At 39.4% G+C, this 18,059-nt stretch carries 13 protein-coding genes; 8 read left to right on the forward strand and 5 right to left on the reverse strand.

What is annotated here, in order from left to right:
* Positions 1 to 67 precede the first annotated feature (67 nt).
* The 3 genes from CH361_RS08955 to CH361_RS08970 all read right to left on the reverse strand — a co-directional run bounded on the left by CH361_RS08955 (position 68) and on the right by CH361_RS08970 (position 4,058).
* Complete coding sequence (locus CH361_RS08955) at positions 68 to 1,897, reverse strand: RCC1 domain-containing protein (protein ID WP_100790458.1); 1,830 nt, start codon at positions 1,895 to 1,897, stop codon at positions 68 to 70.
* A gap of 206 nt (positions 1,898 to 2,103) precedes the next feature.
* Positions 2,104 to 2,781, reverse strand: coding sequence for a hypothetical protein (locus CH361_RS08965; RefSeq protein ID WP_100790460.1), 678 nt, complete (start codon positions 2,779 to 2,781; stop codon positions 2,104 to 2,106).
* Positions 2,782 to 2,792: 11 nt separating this feature from the next.
* Entirely contained in the window at positions 2,793 to 4,058 is a 1,266-nt protein-coding gene (locus tag CH361_RS08970; RefSeq protein WP_244279728.1) for a hypothetical protein, read from the reverse strand.
* Positions 4,059 to 4,314: 256 nt separating this feature from the next.
* Here CH361_RS08970 and CH361_RS08975 point away from each other — a divergent pair, with 256 nt between their 5' ends.
* From CH361_RS08975 to CH361_RS08995, 5 genes are read left to right on the forward strand one after another with little or no spacing between them, the layout of a single operon-like run.
* Complete coding sequence (locus CH361_RS08975) at positions 4,315 to 5,616, forward strand: imelysin family protein (protein WP_100790462.1); 1,302 nt, start codon at positions 4,315 to 4,317, stop codon at positions 5,614 to 5,616.
* Positions 5,617 to 5,630: 14 nt separating this feature from the next.
* Positions 5,631 to 7,157 carry a di-heme oxidoreductase family protein gene (locus CH361_RS08980; RefSeq protein WP_100790463.1) on the forward strand — a complete coding sequence of 509 codons (1,527 nt, stop codon included), beginning with the start codon at positions 5,631 to 5,633 and terminating at the stop codon, positions 7,155 to 7,157.
* Positions 7,154 to 8,290, forward strand: a complete 1,137-nt coding sequence (locus CH361_RS08985) for an imelysin family protein (RefSeq protein WP_100790464.1) — start codon at positions 7,154 to 7,156, stop codon at positions 8,288 to 8,290. The genes CH361_RS08980 and CH361_RS08985 overlap by 4 nt, the downstream gene beginning before the upstream one ends.
* Positions 8,280 to 9,611 (forward strand): HTTM domain-containing protein, encoded by a 1,332-nt coding sequence (locus CH361_RS08990; RefSeq protein WP_100790537.1) that lies wholly within the window; start codon positions 8,280 to 8,282, stop codon positions 9,609 to 9,611. The genes CH361_RS08985 and CH361_RS08990 overlap by 11 nt, the downstream gene beginning before the upstream one ends.
* Positions 9,608 to 11,989, forward strand: coding sequence for a TonB-dependent receptor family protein (locus tag CH361_RS08995; protein ID WP_100790465.1), 2,382 nt, complete (start codon positions 9,608 to 9,610; stop codon positions 11,987 to 11,989). Before CH361_RS08990 ends, CH361_RS08995 begins: the two co-directional genes overlap by 4 nt.
* A gap of 57 nt (positions 11,990 to 12,046) precedes the next feature.
* Here the strand turns inward: CH361_RS08995 and CH361_RS09000 are convergent, their stop codons facing one another.
* Together CH361_RS09000 and CH361_RS09005 are read right to left on the reverse strand one after the other, a co-directional pair.
* Complete coding sequence (locus CH361_RS09000; protein WP_100790466.1) at positions 12,047 to 12,937, reverse strand: LBF_1199 family protein; 891 nt, start codon at positions 12,935 to 12,937, stop codon at positions 12,047 to 12,049.
* Between the two features lie 69 nt (positions 12,938 to 13,006).
* Positions 13,007 to 14,278, reverse strand: a complete 1,272-nt coding sequence (locus CH361_RS09005; protein ID WP_100790467.1) for an NHL repeat-containing protein — start codon at positions 14,276 to 14,278, stop codon at positions 13,007 to 13,009.
* A 326-nt stretch (positions 14,279 to 14,604) separates the two neighbouring features.
* Here CH361_RS09005 and CH361_RS09010 point away from each other — a divergent pair, with 326 nt between their 5' ends.
* From CH361_RS09010 to CH361_RS09020, 3 genes are read left to right on the forward strand one after another with little or no spacing between them, the layout of a single operon-like run.
* Positions 14,605 to 15,105: a hypothetical protein gene (locus tag CH361_RS09010; protein WP_208861412.1), complete on the forward strand. Its 501-nt coding sequence runs from the start codon at positions 14,605 to 14,607 to the stop codon at positions 15,103 to 15,105.
* On the forward strand, positions 15,105 to 15,665 hold the full coding sequence (locus tag CH361_RS09015; protein WP_100790469.1) for a hypothetical protein: 561 nt from the start codon (positions 15,105 to 15,107) through the stop codon (positions 15,663 to 15,665). The genes CH361_RS09010 and CH361_RS09015 overlap by 1 nt, the downstream gene beginning before the upstream one ends.
* 38 nt (positions 15,666 to 15,703) lie before the next feature.
* Positions 15,704 to 18,022, forward strand: coding sequence for an NHL repeat-containing protein (locus CH361_RS09020; RefSeq protein ID WP_100790470.1), 2,319 nt, complete (start codon positions 15,704 to 15,706; stop codon positions 18,020 to 18,022).
* Positions 18,023 to 18,059: the final 37 nt, after the last annotated feature.

Raw genomic sequence — 18,059 nt, forward strand, 5'->3', positions numbered from 1 at the left:
ACATCCATAATAAAAAGAAATAAACGCAAAAAATAAAAAAAGTCTAATCAGCACGAAAACTCCATATTTATTGTGGAATCGTAAGAAAAATAGGAGTTGTTGCTGCCCAAGTTTCCTGCAAATCGGATCTGCCAATCGAACCTTTAAAATTCCAACCCCAACCGTACAAACTGCCCGATTTAAGGATGGCAAAGTTGTGCAAAGCTCCACACCCAAAGTATTGGATGTCTTTCACACCAACAACAATATCACCTGGTGTATAAATTTTTGCGGGAGTGGTAAGGCCTGTTCCTAAATTTCCGCTGGAGTTTGCCCCCCAACCTTTCACTGTACCATCATTTAAAATGGCGAAACTTTGTGTTCCATTGGCCCAAACAGAAACAACATTATAGAGTCCAGTCACTACAGTGGGAGTGGGAACAGGAGCCGGTGATCCACTTCCTCCAATTCCTAACTGACCACTGGCAGCAAGGCCCCAAGCATAAACCGTTCCATCATTTTTTAAAGCCAGGAGATGATCTCTACCATTAGCAATATGAGTGATCCCAGATAAAGAACTCACTTTTTTAGGAGTAGAAGTTACTTCCGTTGCAGTTCCAACTGTTCCATCTCCTAAATTTCCATATTGGTCGCGTCCCCAAACATAAACATCACCTGACTTTGTCAAGGCGGCTGAGTGTTCAGAACCTCCAATCACTTGGATGACATCTGAAGGTAGGCCAATCACGTTCACTGGACTTGAAGAATAAGTTCCCGCACCTCCGGTTCCGTTACCGAGTTGGCCTACCGAATTCGAACCAAAAGCAACAACAGTTCCATCCGATTTTAAAACAAGAGCATGATCAAAACCATAAACTGCCATCACAGCATTGGTAATTCCCGGAACTTTTCTGGGAGGATTTCTAGGTCCTGCATCAGTTGCGGCAGCTTGTAAGTCCCCAATATTTCCCATACCAAGTTGGCCCACAGCATTGGCTCCCCAAGTCCAAACAGATCCATCATCAGTGATGGCAATGGAACTGTTTTGGTTGAAGCCAATCGAAACTACATTAGAGATTGTGGATAGTTTGGTAATGTTAGGATTGGTAAGGTCACCAGTAGAAGTTCCCGTACCTAACTGACCAAAATTATTTCGTCCCCAGGTGTAAAGGTTTCCACCAACCACATAACCAGAGTGAGATCCACCAGCCGAGATTCGATTTCCAAAATAAGTAAGAATTGTTTTTTTTGCAGAAACCCCAGCTTCATTTGTACAATGAACTTGGATTTTATTGGCACCAAGCAAAGGTTTTATGGATACAGAAGAAGTAAGTTCTCCTTTTCCTGCTGAAAAGTTTCCTTTGTCTGTTTTATTTTGTAAAACATGACAAGTTAAGGAATCTGAAGTTTTTATATTTAATGGTAAATCATAAGTTTTGACGATACTTCCATCTTTGGGAGAAAGGATTTCAAATTTAGATCCGACCTCTCTTTGGTTAGCCAAAGAAACTAAAAAAATCGTATCCGTTAGATGCGAGATATCTTCGATGGAAGGTTCCAAGTTTTCAGCGGAAGAAAGTTTAAAAGTACCCAGAAGTTTTCCATTCGCATCCTTTACTTGGATTTCATAACTACCCGCTCCAAGAGCAAGTTGCCAAGATCCGGCATCCGATGTTGTAGACAAGGCTCTCGACCCTGTATTTCTTACGCTCGCAGAAGTAGCGATTTCTAAACTAGCATTGGGAATCGGATTTCCGGCTCCATCCGTGAGTGTTCCGGAAATGGTCGCCTGGTTCAGACCTAAACCGAGTAGTGCCAGAGCTGAGGAATCAGCTTCTTTGGCCTTGCAAAAACTGGCAAAGCCAAAGAAGAGGACAAAAATCAGCGATTTTCCGAGGATATTTCTTTTTGTGTTCATAGAATTGGTTCTCCTTTAGAGGATTGAGCTCCGTACTGAAACCGAGTCTCAAATTCAACTAATTTTTTGAACGATGTTCCTGTCAAGCAAAGAGGAAAATTTCCAAACGATTGTCGAGCTGGGCAAAAAGGCGGTAGGTTTTTAGCAAAAAAAAAGAGGACAATTTGTCCTCTTTGCAATGATGCAGATGGTTCGGGATAAGCGAATTATGAATTCGGAACTTGGCTTCTCACTTCTTTTAAGGCAGTGAGTTCTGTTTTCCAAAGTTTTAAATCTTTTTCTGCAGAAAGTTTTACATCACCGGAAGGGTGTTTGTTTTCGATCCAATATTCAACCATTTGGATTCTTGATTCCAATTCATTGATTTTAAAATCGAAATACGCTCTTTGTGTTTTGGCAGAAGGTCTGTCTGATGGATTCGGCTCTTCACTTGAAGGTTTCTCTGACCATTTCTCTCTTGCGATCGATGCAGAAAAACTCGCATCCATCGCAGTAAAGGAATCCAACATTTCTAAATGTTCCTTTTCCTCGGCTTCTGTCATACCCGTTTTGATTTCGCGAGGAATGTAAAAGTTCTTGGGATACTTGGCCGCAAAATCTCTCCACTCCTCTTTGATCTCTTCTTTACGGTTTGGCTTTTTTTCCAATGCAAACGGCCATAGAACCTCAGCCTGTGCCAATTCCAATTCTTCTGGATTGGGAGCGTCGGAAAATTCGGGATCGTCAAACAACGACTTGGCGTGACTTTCTGAATTTCCGAAATCGGAATCGGTGACTTCTGTCCCATGATTTGTTTTGCGGGAAGAAAATTTCCAAATCGCAAAAGAAAACAATACAAACAAAAATCCACAAACCGAAATGATTGCTATAAACCGTTTGTTCATCGTTTAACCTCTTAAGTAAAGATAGAAACTACCCAAGAAATTGCCTGACCAAAGATATTTTCGGTCAGGAATTTTTTTAAGTCTACAGGGTTTCTATTGAGGGAATCATAATACCAAGCCGTATATTCACTCACTTGCGGGATAGAATATCCATAACGAGTATTAATTGATTTAATCAACTCATTTGCAAATAGCGAGTGGCCATACATATTTGGATGAACTCCATCTAAACCAAAGACTCCTGGTTGGTTGGGAAGTGGCCAATTGGCACGGGCATTTCCAGGAGACCATCCGGAAGCACTACGAATCGGTCGTCCATTTTCTTTAAGATCATCAAAAATCACACGTAAGTCTGCCACTGCAAATCGCATCGTAGCACCTTGCGCTTTGATTTCGTTGTTTAACATATTCAAAAAATTAGAAATCGTTGCGATTTCATTTGCATCTAAAACTTGGTTGGGATCTGATACTGAGTTTCTAAAGAATGCTTTTAAACCAGAATAGTTCGCACGACCATTCGGATCTTTATAATTCTCAAGGAAGGCAATGGAAGTTACGTTCGGAACTGTAAAGAGAACTCCCCCTTGTAAACTTCCCATAACCGACATTCTACGGAAAAATTCACGAATATCTCTTTTGAATCTAGTTTCATCTAAACAATCAGTGGATGTATGTAATGCAGTACAAAGTACATGGTTGGCACCAGCGGATCCAAAGAGGAAGGTTGGTTTTACTTTTTCCATGACTTCTGTTTGAGTACCTGCGTCTCTCAAACCAAATCGATGGAATTTGTCTGGTTCCTGGCAATCAGCAACCGTCACCCAACGGTAAGTGTACCAATACCATTTTGCCCAATACCATTCTTTTTCTTGTTTGGTCGCAGTAACGTCTTCGCATTTACCAGAAGTTTTGAGTAGTGAAGTGTATTCCGCTCCAGTAATCCCGGCGTGTGTTGGTAAAGATACAGTCGATGCATTTCCTCCAATGATGCTTTCTGCAATACAGAAAATACCGCAGTCCCATTTGAGTACGTCTTCTAAGTTTACATAAGGTCCTTTCAAGACATTATAAGAAACAGAAGCCCCCGCTTGTTTCGAAACCAAAACGGGATACGCCCAGTCTTGTGTTTTTTTCTCTACCGTTACCCCAAAGAATCCTTGGCTGAGGGAATCTCCTACAACCCCCACTCTTTGAAACATCTGGCTTTGGCTTTGCGCGGAAACGGATCCAGCGAAAACCAAGGACACTAAGAGTCCTAATGCTCTATTTACGTTCATATTTCCTCCCAATCGGAACATTTTTAACATATTTTATACAATTGCCACAAAATTATGGCTTTTTGAACGAGTGTCAAATAATTTATTTCCGAACCATTGAGATTTTTTGAACAAAGTTCACAGTTTTAAAAAAATTCTGCCCTGATAAATATCAACCAAGCTAAAAATAAAACAATTTGCCCTCCTGACCCCTGTTTTAGAACGTTGTTTAATTAAGAATGAGAATTAATCTCATTTATAAAGAGAGAGGATATCTATGAACAGGAAACAAACTCTTATATTCGTACTTTTCCTTGGCTTCACACTGCAGTACTGCAGCATTCTGATGCCAGAAAAAGAAGATAACAATAACAATATGCTGGCGGTCTTAGCTCTAGCAGCCAATGCCCCAAGCCAAACCGCCTTTCTGGAAACCTATTCCCAAATTGCTTTCCAGAATTATAGTGATTCGTATACGGATGTGGTCGCTCTCCGCCAAAAGGTAGCAACATTCACAGGAAAAGCATCCCCTACCCTTGCGGAACTGAATGAAGTCAAAACCTATTGGAGAAAGGCGAGAAGAAGTTACTTACAAACAGAAATCTTCCGTTTTAGCCAAGGCCCCATTGATAATCCGGCGCTCACTGGCGGTGTGGAACTCGAACCACTTGTGAATGCTTGGCCTCTTGATGAAGGTTATATTGATACAGTCGTTCTCACGGGAGCAATCACCAAACAAGGACTGATTGATGCAAACGAAGGAGACTGCGCGACTGGAACTTGTCCCGATGGAGACCCAGCCAAAAATATTTCTGTAGGTTGGCATGCGATTGAATACCTTCTTTGGGGAGCAGATGCAGCAAATAACTTCACGCCAGGAACTACTGTTACACAATCAAACTTCACAACAGCAAATGGGTCAGGAAGTGCAGCAGCAAAAAGATCGGCTTACCTACTTTATGCAACAGAAATTCTAGAATCACATCTTTTACAACTAAAGAATGCTTGGGATCCTTCTGTTTCTGGATCTTATGTTTCTAAATTCAAATCTAGTTCCACTTCCTTTGAAAATGTTTTACGAGGGATTGCACGTTTCTCCGGTGGAGAATGGGGTGGAGAAAGGATGACTGGTGTATTCGGTGGGGAACAAGAAGAAGAACATTCTTGTTTTTCAGACAATACAAAAGCAGATTTTTATTACGATGCTCAAGGATTAAATAATCTTTACAATGGAACTTATTCAGGATCACAAACCATCAACGGTTATGGATTAAAAAATCTTTTAGGTGGTGAATCAAATTACATTAAAGAACGAATTGATACTGCTCAATTATTCTGCCTAAATGAATTTACAGAAGATGTTTCCTTAAATCAGGCATGTAACAGTTCCATTATTTCTAGTAGATTTGATCGAATGATTGCGACTGTAAACATATCTGGATCTGACACAGAAAATGCTGATTACAATATCTTCCGATACCAAATCCAACCAGCAGTTCAAGAAATAGCAAAAGCACTCCAAAGATCTGCCGCAAGTTTCGGTGTCTCTATCGGAGATGATGGCTTAGTTCTAGAATAAATGAAAAAACAAATATGAAATTAAAACACCTTATCCTAATCACAATTGTTTTATCTTTTTCTTCATGTAAAGAAACAGATAATGATAAAACCACAACTGCACTTATCCTTGCTTCTCTATTATCATCTCCTCAGTGTTCTACGGGAGATTTTTTAAATGATCCATGCGAACAATATAGCGGTGGTGACACTACCACTTTTGATTCTACAGAATCTGCTTTTGATTTAGAGGCTGCCAACGTAGTCGATCCCAGACGTTCCATCGATTTCCAAGATGGAAATGCAAATTTCAATCGAACCTGGCTTCCCACTGGTAATTCCGCAGTCGCAGGACTTGGGCCAGTCTTTAATAACCGTTCCTGCCAAGGTTGTCATGTCAAAGATGGACGAGGACGACCTCCTGCTGACGGAACTAGTTTAACATCTATGCTCATTCGACTCAGTGTTTCCGGATCCCATCCAACCACTGGTGGTCCCCTTCCCATGACAAACTTTGGAAACCAATTGAATACAGAAGGGATTTTAGAATATGGAACGGGAATTCAAATTCCAAAAGAAGGTACTGTTACCATTACCTATACAGAAGAGGCAGGAAATTTCCCAGATGGTGAGACCTATTCTTTACGAAGACCAAGTTATGCGATCACTTGGAATGTGGGTGGTGGAGCGACTCAAATCAATGTTGCGAGTCCAGGACAACCCTATCATCCCACAAACAATCCTTCTGGAACTTATTTGATTTCTCCAAGAACCGCTCCCATCCTTCCTGGACTTGGACTTCTAGAAGCCATTCCGGAAGCTACCATCTATTCCTTTGCCGATGCAAACGATTCCAATGGAGATGGAATTTCAGGAAGAGCAAACCTTGCTTGGGATACAACACAAGCAAAAGCATTTCTCGGTCGCTTTGGTTGGAAAGCAAACCAACCTAACCTAACACACCAAAATGCTAGTGCCTTTCTTGGTGATATTGGACTCACAACTCCCGTTTTCCCCAGTGAAAACTGTGCAACCGGACAAACTGTATGTGCCGCAAGTCCTGCAGGGAATGGGGTGAATCCAGAGATTTCTAGTGAACGTTTATCGCGTGTTACCTTTTACACAAGTTTAGTGAGTGTTCCCGGTAGACGTGGTTGGAGGTCGGAAGATGTGAAAAAAGGAAAAGAACTATTCATTCAAATCGGATGTTCCTCTTGTCATATTCCCAGAATCAAAACAGGGGATCACTCCATTCCAGAAATTGCGAATCAAGAAATAAGACCTTATACAGATTTGTTATTACATGACATGGGAGCTGGACTCAGTGACAGCCGTTCGGACTTTTTGGCAACAGGAAATGAATGGAGAACCACTCCACTTTGGGGACTCGGTCTCATTGAACGAGTGAATGGACATGAACTTTTACTCCATGACGGAAGAGCGAGAGGGATTCAAGAAGCAATCCTTTGGCATGGTGGCGAAGGCGAACAAAGTAAAAACAATTACAAACTTTTACCAAAAGAATCTAGAACCAAAGTCCTTAGTTTTTTAAAGTCTTTATGAAACCAATGAAAAATACTTTTAAAATTCTAACATTTGGATTCTACATTTTGTTATATAGCTGTGGAGTGAATTCAGATAAAGCTTCGGAAAAAGCAGAAATTCTTGGTTTGGTAGATACATATTTAAAAACCTATACTACCTCAAGTTTGCTTGCAGATATATCAAACAATCTAATCATTCCGAAATACACAACACTGGATACCAAAGTTTCTGCCTTACAAACAGCAGTCACAAACTATACAGCAACACCCGACGCAACCAACTTAAACCTTGTTCGCACTGCATGGACAGAAACTGATTTAGCGTACAGGCAAATTGAATGGGCTTATTTTGGACCGGCCTATATTCCTTACAATGTTTACCTTTATTTGGATAGTTTCTCAAGAGCTTTTCCTATTGATCCTACTTCCATCGAATCTAGAATCACTTCTAATTTAGCACCGAACGGATTAAGAGTGGATGGACTTGATGCAGTTGAGTATTTACTCTTTAAAGACAATATAACAACCACGAATACTGCTTTCTCTGATAACAACAGAAAAACATATTTAACTAAACTTGTCCAAGATATCAAAACACAAACAGGTTTACTTCTTTTCCATTGGGATAAGTCGAGAACTTCTTCCTTCTATTACTCCTTCACCAATGCAGGCAAAGGAAGTAGAGATTATCCCAATACCAAAGACGGACTCACAGAACTCACGAATCAAATGGTATTTTTTTGTAACACAATCGTAGATATCAAGATTGCGGAACCATCGGGATTACGAGCCACCAACTTAGGTGTCAAAGATATCACGAAAGTAGAAACTCCCTATGCAAACTTAGCTTTTGATTCTTTATTACAAAATCTCCAAGGATTTTCTGATCTTGGGAACGCAGGATTATATAAATTTCTGAGTTTAAGGAGCGAAACCGTTGTCCCACGATTAAAAGAACAAATCAAAATTACAACGGCATCTGTTAACTCTTTGAAAACAAAATACGGAACCTTTCCCAATGCCATCACAACTGGTGGTAGTGATGTGGAACTCATGTTAAATGAATTTAAGAAGTTAAGAATCATTATCTCAACAGAAGTCATTAGCGCTCTTGGTGGGACCATTGGAGTCAGCTCAAATGATGGCGATTAAAAAATTACTCGGGCCCGTCCCCTCTTATTCCTTACATTTTTTTCGGATTGCCTATGGATTTGCGACGAGTATCCTCATCTTTCGGTATTTTTATTATGGATGGATCCATTCGTATTTTATCAAACCGACTTTTTTCTTCAAACATTTTGGCTTCGAATGGATTCACCCGCTTCCTCCTGTTTTCACCTTTCTTCTCTTTGGAGTTTTACTTTTAACAGCTCTCGGGATTTTTCTGGGATATTTTTTAAGATTCAATTTGTTTATATTCACAATCGGATTTACATGGTTTCATTTTTCCGATGCTACCATTTATTTGAATCATTATTATCTCATATCCCTTCTTGGTTTTTTATTGTGGTTATCCCCCGTTACAAAATCCAACCTTCCCTTATGGCAATGGAAACATTGGATCCAAACTTTAGATCCGATTCCAAAACTTTGGTTGTATGCTTTTCGTTTGCAGATGGGACTAATTTATTTTTTTGGTGGGGTGGCCAAACTCCAACCGGACTGGTTGTTCGAAGCCCTTCCCTTAAAACTTTGGCTCTACCAATCGGAAGGAAAATTACCATTTCTAGATCCCTTCCTTGGTCTATCCATCACTGCTTATCTTTTTTCTTGGATTGGAGTGATTTTTGATTTAAGCATACCCTTTTTACTTTGTACAAAGAGGTTTCGGTTCTTAGCTTGGCTTGTGGTTTTATTTTTCCACTCCTTTACTTCCTTTCTCTTTCCCATTGGCGTGTTTCCCATCGTAATGAGTTTATCTTCTTTGATTTTTTTTGCACCGGATTGGCCGCTTCGCCTTCTTAAAAAAGTTTTTAAAAATCAATCACTAGATTTGATCGGAAACAAAATTACAGAAGAAAAAACAAATTCTTTAGGAAATTCTAAATTCAGATTTAAGGAATACTTACTTCTCATCTACCTCAGTTTGCAGGTAACCATTCCTTTCCGGCATATCTTATATCCGGGCCAAGTGATTTGGACAGAAGAAGCCATTAAATTTTCCTGGCAAGTGATGGTAGCAGACAAAGTAGGAGCGGCTACTTTCTGGGTTCAAGGTCAAAAGATAGACCCTAGAGACACCCTCACTGATTACCAATATAGGATGATGACCATCCAACCAGAACATATCTTACAATTCGCAAACTACTTACAACAGAAAGAATACGAAAAGTCAGGAAGGAAAGATATACCAGTTTATGTGCAGTCTTATGTTTCCATTAACGGAAAACCGGCACGACCTTTATTTTCACCTAACGAAGATCTAACCAAGATCAAAGTCAATTTTTCCCCCTTACAAGGACTCCTTCGATGAAATCTAAATCCTTAAAACCATTCGTATTTCTAATTCTATTCTTTGTGCTAAAATTCAAAATTTTTTCTCAAACAAATGCAGAAGAAAAAGATTCCAAACCACAAAAAAATGATGGGATTCATGTCATCGGGAGTAAAAAAGAAGACTTAAAAAAAATTCCAGGATCGGCATATATCATCGATAAAAAATATCTGGAAGAGGCTTCTCCTACAGATCCAATGGAAGCACTCAGAAGATCACCAGGGGCTAGTGTTCGTTTCCAGGATGCAGCAGGACTTACACCTAACATTGGTTTTAGAGGTGTCAGTAATGAAGAATCAAGGAAAACTTTAATTTTAGAAGATGGGATTCTCACTTCCCTTTCTCCTTATGGACAACCAGAAAGCTATTACTCTCCTTCCATCGAAAGAATGGAAAGGATCGAAATCATCAAGGGGTCTGGTTCCATTTTATTTGGTCCAAACACAATCGGAGGGATTGTGAACTTTGTCACCAAACGCCCCCCTGTCGAATCTACTTTTTACACAAGAAATGTAGGAGGTGAAAACGGTTATTTATCAACTTATAATTCTTATGGTAAAAGTTTTGACTCTAGTTCTTTTGAGGTCTCTTTACTTAGAAAACAAGGAAATGGATTTCGCAATTACCAAAACTTCGACGTAACAGAAGGAAATGTAAAATGGATCCAAGACTGGAATGAAAAACATAGCACAACCATCAAACTTGGTTACCATATGCAAAATGCCCAGTCCACATATTTGGGAATTTCGCAAGGACTGTTTCGTATGGATCCCAAAATCAATCCAGCGGAATATGATGAAAAACAATTAAACCGTAGCCAGACGATCATTTCTCACAACTGGAAACTGGCAGAAGACCATACGCTCATCATCCGAGGGTATTTTTCACAAGCGGAACGAAACTGGGCCAGACAAGATTTTTTATCCGGAAAATCACTTTCGGGAGGATACCTAAACGCACCACAAGATACACTTCGTACGTATTCTCCCGGAATCATTGGAAATCGTCCAGGGGATTCCATATATATGCGAGAGTCGTACATAAGCCGGGATCAATCCTTTATGGTGGGAGGTGTAGAGACAAAACTCGAATCTAAATTCTCTACTTTTGACCTCAAACATGAAACAGATTTAGGAGTTAGGATCCATGGAGAAAATAACCTAACACAAACCAATCTCAAAAAAACGGATGATCCTCTAGGTTATCTTTCAAAGGCAATCATCCAAGAAGAGTCTTTGGTTACAAACCTAGCACAAACTACATTACCAAACTTTAATCTCAATCGCCAAGAACGTAAAATCGAATCCTTTGCTGCTTACTTCCAAGATCGAATCCAACTCTCTGAAAACTGGAAACTCATCCCTGGTGTTAGATACGAAGAAGTAAGACAAAAAGCCATCACAACAAGAAGACAAGCCAATAGCGAAGATTACCAATTGGGTGCAGTTCTCCCTGGCGATATTTCCGTGAATCGTCGTAGTTCGAGTGAATCCAGAACCCATATCATCATTCCTGGACTTGGGATTACTTATGATATTACAAAAAAATTCATCTGGTTTTCAGGTGCTCATAAAGGATTCTCTCCTCCTACGTTTGGAACCTCATTTAGTCCACAAGGGAATGACTACCGTCTCAAACCAGAGACTTCCACAAACTATGAAACAGGAGTTCGAGGAGACATTACATCCTATTTGTATACAGAACTAGTAGGATACAAAATGTACTTCAGAGACCAAATCATCAACGTAAACGAAGTCGGTGGTGAAACAGGGATTCGACCCGCAAACACTGGATATTCGACACATACGGGAGGGGAATCTGTCATTGTTTGGGATCCTGCCAAAATGCAAAAATCGGAATGGAGAACTCCTATCGAACTCATTTATTCTCGAATTGAAGCAAAATCTAGAAGTTTTAATCCTTTCCCTGTTTCACAAACCAGTGATGGAAAAGAAACAATCGAAATCCTCCCAGCCTATACAGTGAATAACTACCAATACATTTCCACAGACACAACTGGTAACTACTTACCTTATGTACCAAAAGAAACCATCACTCTTGCTGCGAGTGTTTCCTCTCCTAATGGATATTATGGAAGATTGGAATACCAATATATAGGAAAACAATATTCGGACTTACTGAATACGAGAGATGAATCAGAAGATGGAAACAAAGGAATTATACCCAAAGTAGAATTATGGAATACCAGTCTCGGTTATAGATCTCCAGACAGATGGTCCGTATTCATCAACGCAAAGAACATCCAAGACAAACAATATGTTTCAGGGAGACTGCCAACAGGAATCCAACCAGGACCATTTCGCCAAATTAATATTGGTTTTAGTTTGGAACTTTGATATCGGAATTAGGTCGTTTACCTGTAAAACCTTAAAACCTTTTTGGAATATTCAAAACTAGAAATAAGTGCCGACTCTATCAAAATTTCCAAGTGCCGATAGGATTGTGGTTTCTTCCCAAACATCCAAAACGGCACCATTGGCTTTCATATAAACCAAAACATCCTCCCTATCTAAAGAAGGAATTTTAGTTAACTCCCGCAAAACAAGAGATAACCTATCAGGGTTTCTTTTGTTCGGAGAAAGTTCTGCTTCTAATTTAAAATTAAATCTTTCTCCCAAGTTTTGACAAAAGGTTTCCCAGATACGAATGGATTCTAAAATAGATTCTAAACGAATTCTATTTTCGGTTTCTTTTTCCGTTTGTTCAGCGGACTGTTTGATTCCAGAAACCATCATCATCCTAAGATAATAATAAAGAGTATGGCTATTGAGTAAAATTTTACGAATTTCGTTCTCTCGAAGGTTTGAAAATATACCGAGAAGAGTCTGCATTGTCATATTCTTCTCTTCTAATAAATCAAAGTAGGCTTCCCAGGTCTGAGGATCCAAATTAGACAAAAGATGGATCTTTAAAGTGGGATCTCTATCCATTTCTTCCGCTAAAGATAAAATTCGTAAACTCTGTGCAGAACCAAACAAAGTCCGGACTTGTAAAAAATAAGAATTGGAGTCAAAATTACCGGTTAAAAACTGTTTTCCATATCCAAAATAAATAAACTTCATCAAAAGTTCTGGAGTTAGATTGTCGTCGTTCAGAAAATGTTTAGAACCTTCCTCTGATCTTAGTAACCATAAATACTCGAAGACCAAATCACAAAACTCATCTTCCGCTAACATGTGATCGGCTAAAGATTTTAGATCCTCTCCTTTTTCAATGGACTGAAAGAAATCTAATAGTTCCGTAGGGGATGCATTTTTCCAAAACTCAGATGCCTTCCATCGCATCCTCAATTTGTACTAGGAAAATCAAATGATGTCAATAGTATTTTAGAAAGATTCAAATTTCAGTTTTTATTAATATACATTCCAGTAACTACTTCGTAATAAAGGTTCACAAATCTTTCCGTTAGCTCCAGGATGAATGACTAAAACTTGGTCATTTGTGTGGGGAATAGAATATATATTCCCGTTAGGTGCATAGACTGCGTCTCCCCATTTATTTCCAGTTCCAAATCCCGTATCGTGTGCGGTCATCGTTAAAGAGTCGGGATCAAGAACTATGTAATTACTATTGTCTGCAGGAATAGCATAAATTTTTCCATCAGCAGCCAAAATACCACCTCTCCATTTTGCTAATCCGGCAACAACAGAAGGCAACAAATTCATGGAATCATTCACGGGATCAATGATTAAAAAATCAGATTCGTCCGATGCAATCGCAAAAATTTTTCCGTTAGGTGCCAAAACACCATGTCTCCACTTATTTGTAGAATTGAATGCTTTAGGATAAGGGAGCACATAACTCCTTTCTGAGTATGGGTCCATTACAAATATATAATTGGATAAAACTGGGAAAGCATAGATTTTTCCATTTGGGGCAAGAACCCCTCCTTCCCACATATTGGACTCAGCCAAAGGAGAGGTAATGGTGCGAGTTGTATCTGTTTTAGGATCAATCACAAGGATTTTACTAGAACCCATAGGAATTCCATAAATCAAACCGTTCGGGGCAAGCACTCCTCCCCTCCACTTTCCAAGCCCTGTTTCGGGAGCTAGGATCGTATAACTCTCATTTGTTTCTGGATTGATAACTAAAATTTTATCTGAATCTCTTGGAATGGCATAAATTTTTCCGTTTTGTGCAAGCACTCCCCCTTCCCAAAGAGCAGTACCGGTCAGTCCAGAAGAAAAACCAGAAGCAGTATTTGTACTCGGATGAATGACAAGAATTTCAGATTGGTTGTATGGTATGGAATAAATGTTTCCGTTGTTTGCAAGTACACCACCGAGCCACTTCGCAGTACCAGTATAGGCAGGAGTAAAGGTTGTAAAACTAGTACCAGAGGAACCGAGTGCCGCCTGTTTTTTCATTTCTGCAGAAACATACTTCCAACGTCTAGGTTGAATGATGGCAAGGGGATCCATTTCGCAAATGGATCGGTTGGGAGCCACAGAACCGCAATACTCCCGATCATCATCCACAAGAATCCGTGCTAGATAAAAATCTTTGAAAGATTCCGAATCGGGATCGCAGCCATTTTCTAGACTTGCGAGTTTACAAGAGAAAAATAGAAGATGAATGCAGAAAGTAAGCCAAATGGAAGTTAGGGATTGGTGGGGCTTCAAGTTAAGAGATCTCTTCTGGAAATGAGAGTTTTCATCGATCTATAAATTGTCAAACGAAAGAAATTTCCTAAATCAGTGAATCGAAATTAACCGTTGCTCCTATTTTCCTTAAAATAGAAAGGGAATTCGATTTTTAGGTTTCAAAGCAGGAAGACCCCTTTTTACCAGAATCCCAAATTCCATACAAAACACCTCATTACCCTACCCGTGGTATGTGTTCTCCATAAATAAACAGAAGTTTTGTGGATGACAATCAATTCAGTTTCCTTTATCACTATTCCGTGAAGTTATCCCAAAACTTAGTTTTAGATTTATTTCAAAAGCAAATGATTCTTTCGAAACGTTTCTGTATCTGCCTATTGATACTTTTCAGTATTTTGCATTGTGATGATAAAAACACTACCGAAGAATTCCAAAACGGCTTTATCATTAGTTTTGCAATCGGTGTTTTGCCGGGCCTGGTTAATAACTGCCCTGGTGTTGATTTGGTAGTTGAAAAAGGGATCGATTATCCAATCTCTGTAGAAAAAGACAAAATTTCTTGGTTTCAATTTTCACAAAAAGGAAACCTAACTCCCCCAGAAGAAACAAGAGACTATTATTTTACGATTACCAAAGATAGTGCCGCTTCGATCAGTTTGATTTCATGGACATCTTGTAAAAATTTTTCCTCACCTTCACGGAATGGACTCACACCCGACTCCGAAACACCCACAGAACTAAAATTCAAAATCGGAAAAGATTCTTTCCGATTTGCCGAGACAAATCGATACAGACTAGAATTAAATTCCCCAAACCAAACCAATGTTACGGTTAGACAAAACTGATGCCATTTCATTCGACTAGATCCAACGAGTTACCTTTTATGAAATTATTCCAAACTCTAGTTTTACTGACTGTGTTAGTTTCTATCCTTTCCTGTGGCAAAAAACCTCCCATAGAAGAGAAGCCCGATCCCTTAGTCCAGTTATTCGTAATCAATGTTTTCAATGAATACTATTCAAACTCTTGCAAATTTCCTTCTTTAATTTTGAAGAAAGGAGAAACCTATACAATAGATTTAAGTTTATCTAGTAAGAAGTGGTTTAAATTTTCACCCGAAGGAACAACACCTCATGCTTATTCCACTAATCCAGTTTCGAACCATTCCTTTTTTATCGAAAAAGAAGCTGGAACGGAAGTTTTATGGTTCACGAGTGACTCTTGTGAAACATCACCGAGTTATACTTATGATAGAACTCCGATCACGACAAGTTCCACAATGCAAAAATACGAACTATGGAATTCGGACTTAACTGGGATTTATAGAACCCAACCGCAAGTCATAAAGGGTTACTATATACAACTCATTGCGGGAAACCCGAATATCACCATTCGGTTCCAATAATAGATCCGTTCTCTCTGAATCCAAAATAAAAGTTGTCAATGGACCAGGGCCTTTCAGTATCCTATGTTAGGTTCCAAGTGATGAAACGACTGATCCGATTTTCCTTTCTAATGCTTTTTTTTTACTCGATAACTTTATGCAAACCCCCTGAACTTACCAACCAGTGCGATCCAAAATCCGAATCTTATTTCACAGCCTCAATCATTCGGTATCTCATTAGCGATAGCTCTCCCTCTTGTTTGCCAGGATTTCCCAAACCCGCAATTCCCATTTGGGGAGCGCATAGCGAAATACCCTCGCTTGTCCAAATCATGGGAATGGCAATCCATGATAACAAACTTTATTTAGGTGGGACTTTCTCCTTCCTTGGACCCAATACCGGTGGGGCCGCCATTTTAAATACAAGCAACGGATCACTCGTTGATTCGAGCAGTTGTCCCTATCTAGATCTTCTATCCAATAGCAACGTTGCCATTTCCGATGAAAGAGGCGGCTTTTATCTAGCGGGAAATTTCACCCATATCCAAGGAGTCGCCAAACAAAGTTTAGTTCATATAAATTCCAATTGTAAATTAGATACAAATTTTGATGTAGGAACAGGAACTGGTGGAGCGGATATTCGCGACTTATTGTTAGCTGGTGAAAAAATCTATATTGCCGGAAGTTTTTCTACTTGGAATGGTTCCCCTCGCGGTTATTTAGCAGCAGTGAATCGCTATTCAGGCGTTTTAGATACAACTTGGGTTGCCAATGCAGATGCGACAGTAGAGGCAATCGCTGCCGATACTGACGGGTTGTTTGTGGCTGGCCAGTTCACAAGTATTAATGGAAGCGGAATTGGTAGACTTTCAAAAATCTCTTATGATACAGGTACACCAGATTTAAGTTTTTCACCAAATATAAGTGCTGGAGCCATTCGCACTATTGCAATGGGAAAAGACGCATCAAATAATAAAGTTATTTATGCCGGAGGGAGTTTTACTGCGGTTTCTCCTGCAAATGCAAGGTCGTTCGAAATGGATGGCAACATGACAGCGTGGAATCCCGCGCCAAACAATTTAGTAAATGATATTATAACAGTAGGAACAAAAGTATATCTAATCGGAAGTTTTAATTTATTAGGTGCCACTACGAGAAATTATTTTGCCGCTGTGGATATCAATGGAAGTATTGGTAACGAAGATTTACAACTAATTGCAAGCGACTCGATAGCTTCTATTGCTGAGTTTGGTGGTAAAATTTATATCCTTGGAAACTTTACTTCAGTGTTTGGCAAACCAAGACGACATGGGTTTTCTGTAGACCCAACTAACGGAGAATTATCCGATTGGGATCCAAAATTTTCTTCATCATTCTCTTACCCCAATGGAAAAATTGCCTTTTCCTCTGACGGAAGTAAGGTGTTAGTTCCAGGGAGTTTCTCAAGCGTAAATGTTGTCGAACGCAGTGGATTTGGCTCCATTGATCTGACCACAGGAAAAGCCACCGAGTTTAATCCCCAATTCACAGGTTCCATACGCTATTTACATGTTCGAGACAATCTAATGTATGGAGGTGGACTATTCACTTCTGTTCTGAATCAGTCGCGCACTAATTTCTTTATTTTAAACCTAAATACACTTTCCCTGGAAGGTCCTGCCCCCACATTCGATTCCAATGTTGAAACCATTACTACTGATAACCAATATATTTATGTCGGAGGAAGTTTTACAAATGTGGCGGGAAGTGCTCGCGCCTACATTGCTCGTTTGGCACTGACCAATGGCACAGTAGACAGCTGGAATCCCACAGCAGATAGCGAAGTTTATTCCATCATTGCGAAAGACGACAAAATATTTGTTGCAGGAGACTTTAACAATATTGGAGCAGCGGGAACAGATTTCATTTCATCATTAGATCCAACAAACGGAAACAATTTACTTTTTCCATCCTCTACCCTTTTTCCCAATGCGAATGTTAACTCCATTGCCACCTATCAGAATCAATTTTTTATCGGTGGTAGTTTTATTAATATTGGTGGACAAACAACTTCTAGGTTTAGTTCCTTTGATGGAACAACCGGTGCTTATACACACCAATTGCTTTCGACTGACAGCGACATTGCTACCATAGCGATAGGAGAGAATGGAAAAGGTATTGTGGGAGGTTATTTTACTACTATCAACGGAGCACCAAAACCAGGTTTTGTGTTTTATGATTTTTTAAATAAAAAAATTCTAGATAATAACTTTCCTTCAGAAGGAGATGTTTACCGATCTTTTGCCTTCAAAAATATTTTATACTTTGGGGGAAGAATCACCCAAGTAAACAATCGTCCCATGGGTGGTTTTTCTTATACGGATCTAAGTAGTTTCTAAATATTTTTTTAGATTTTCCTCTTCCAAAGAATGTAAA

The organism is Leptospira brenneri (genome assembly GCF_002812125.1).
Classification (GTDB): Bacteria; Spirochaetota; Leptospiria; order Leptospirales; family Leptospiraceae; genus Leptospira_A; species Leptospira_A brenneri.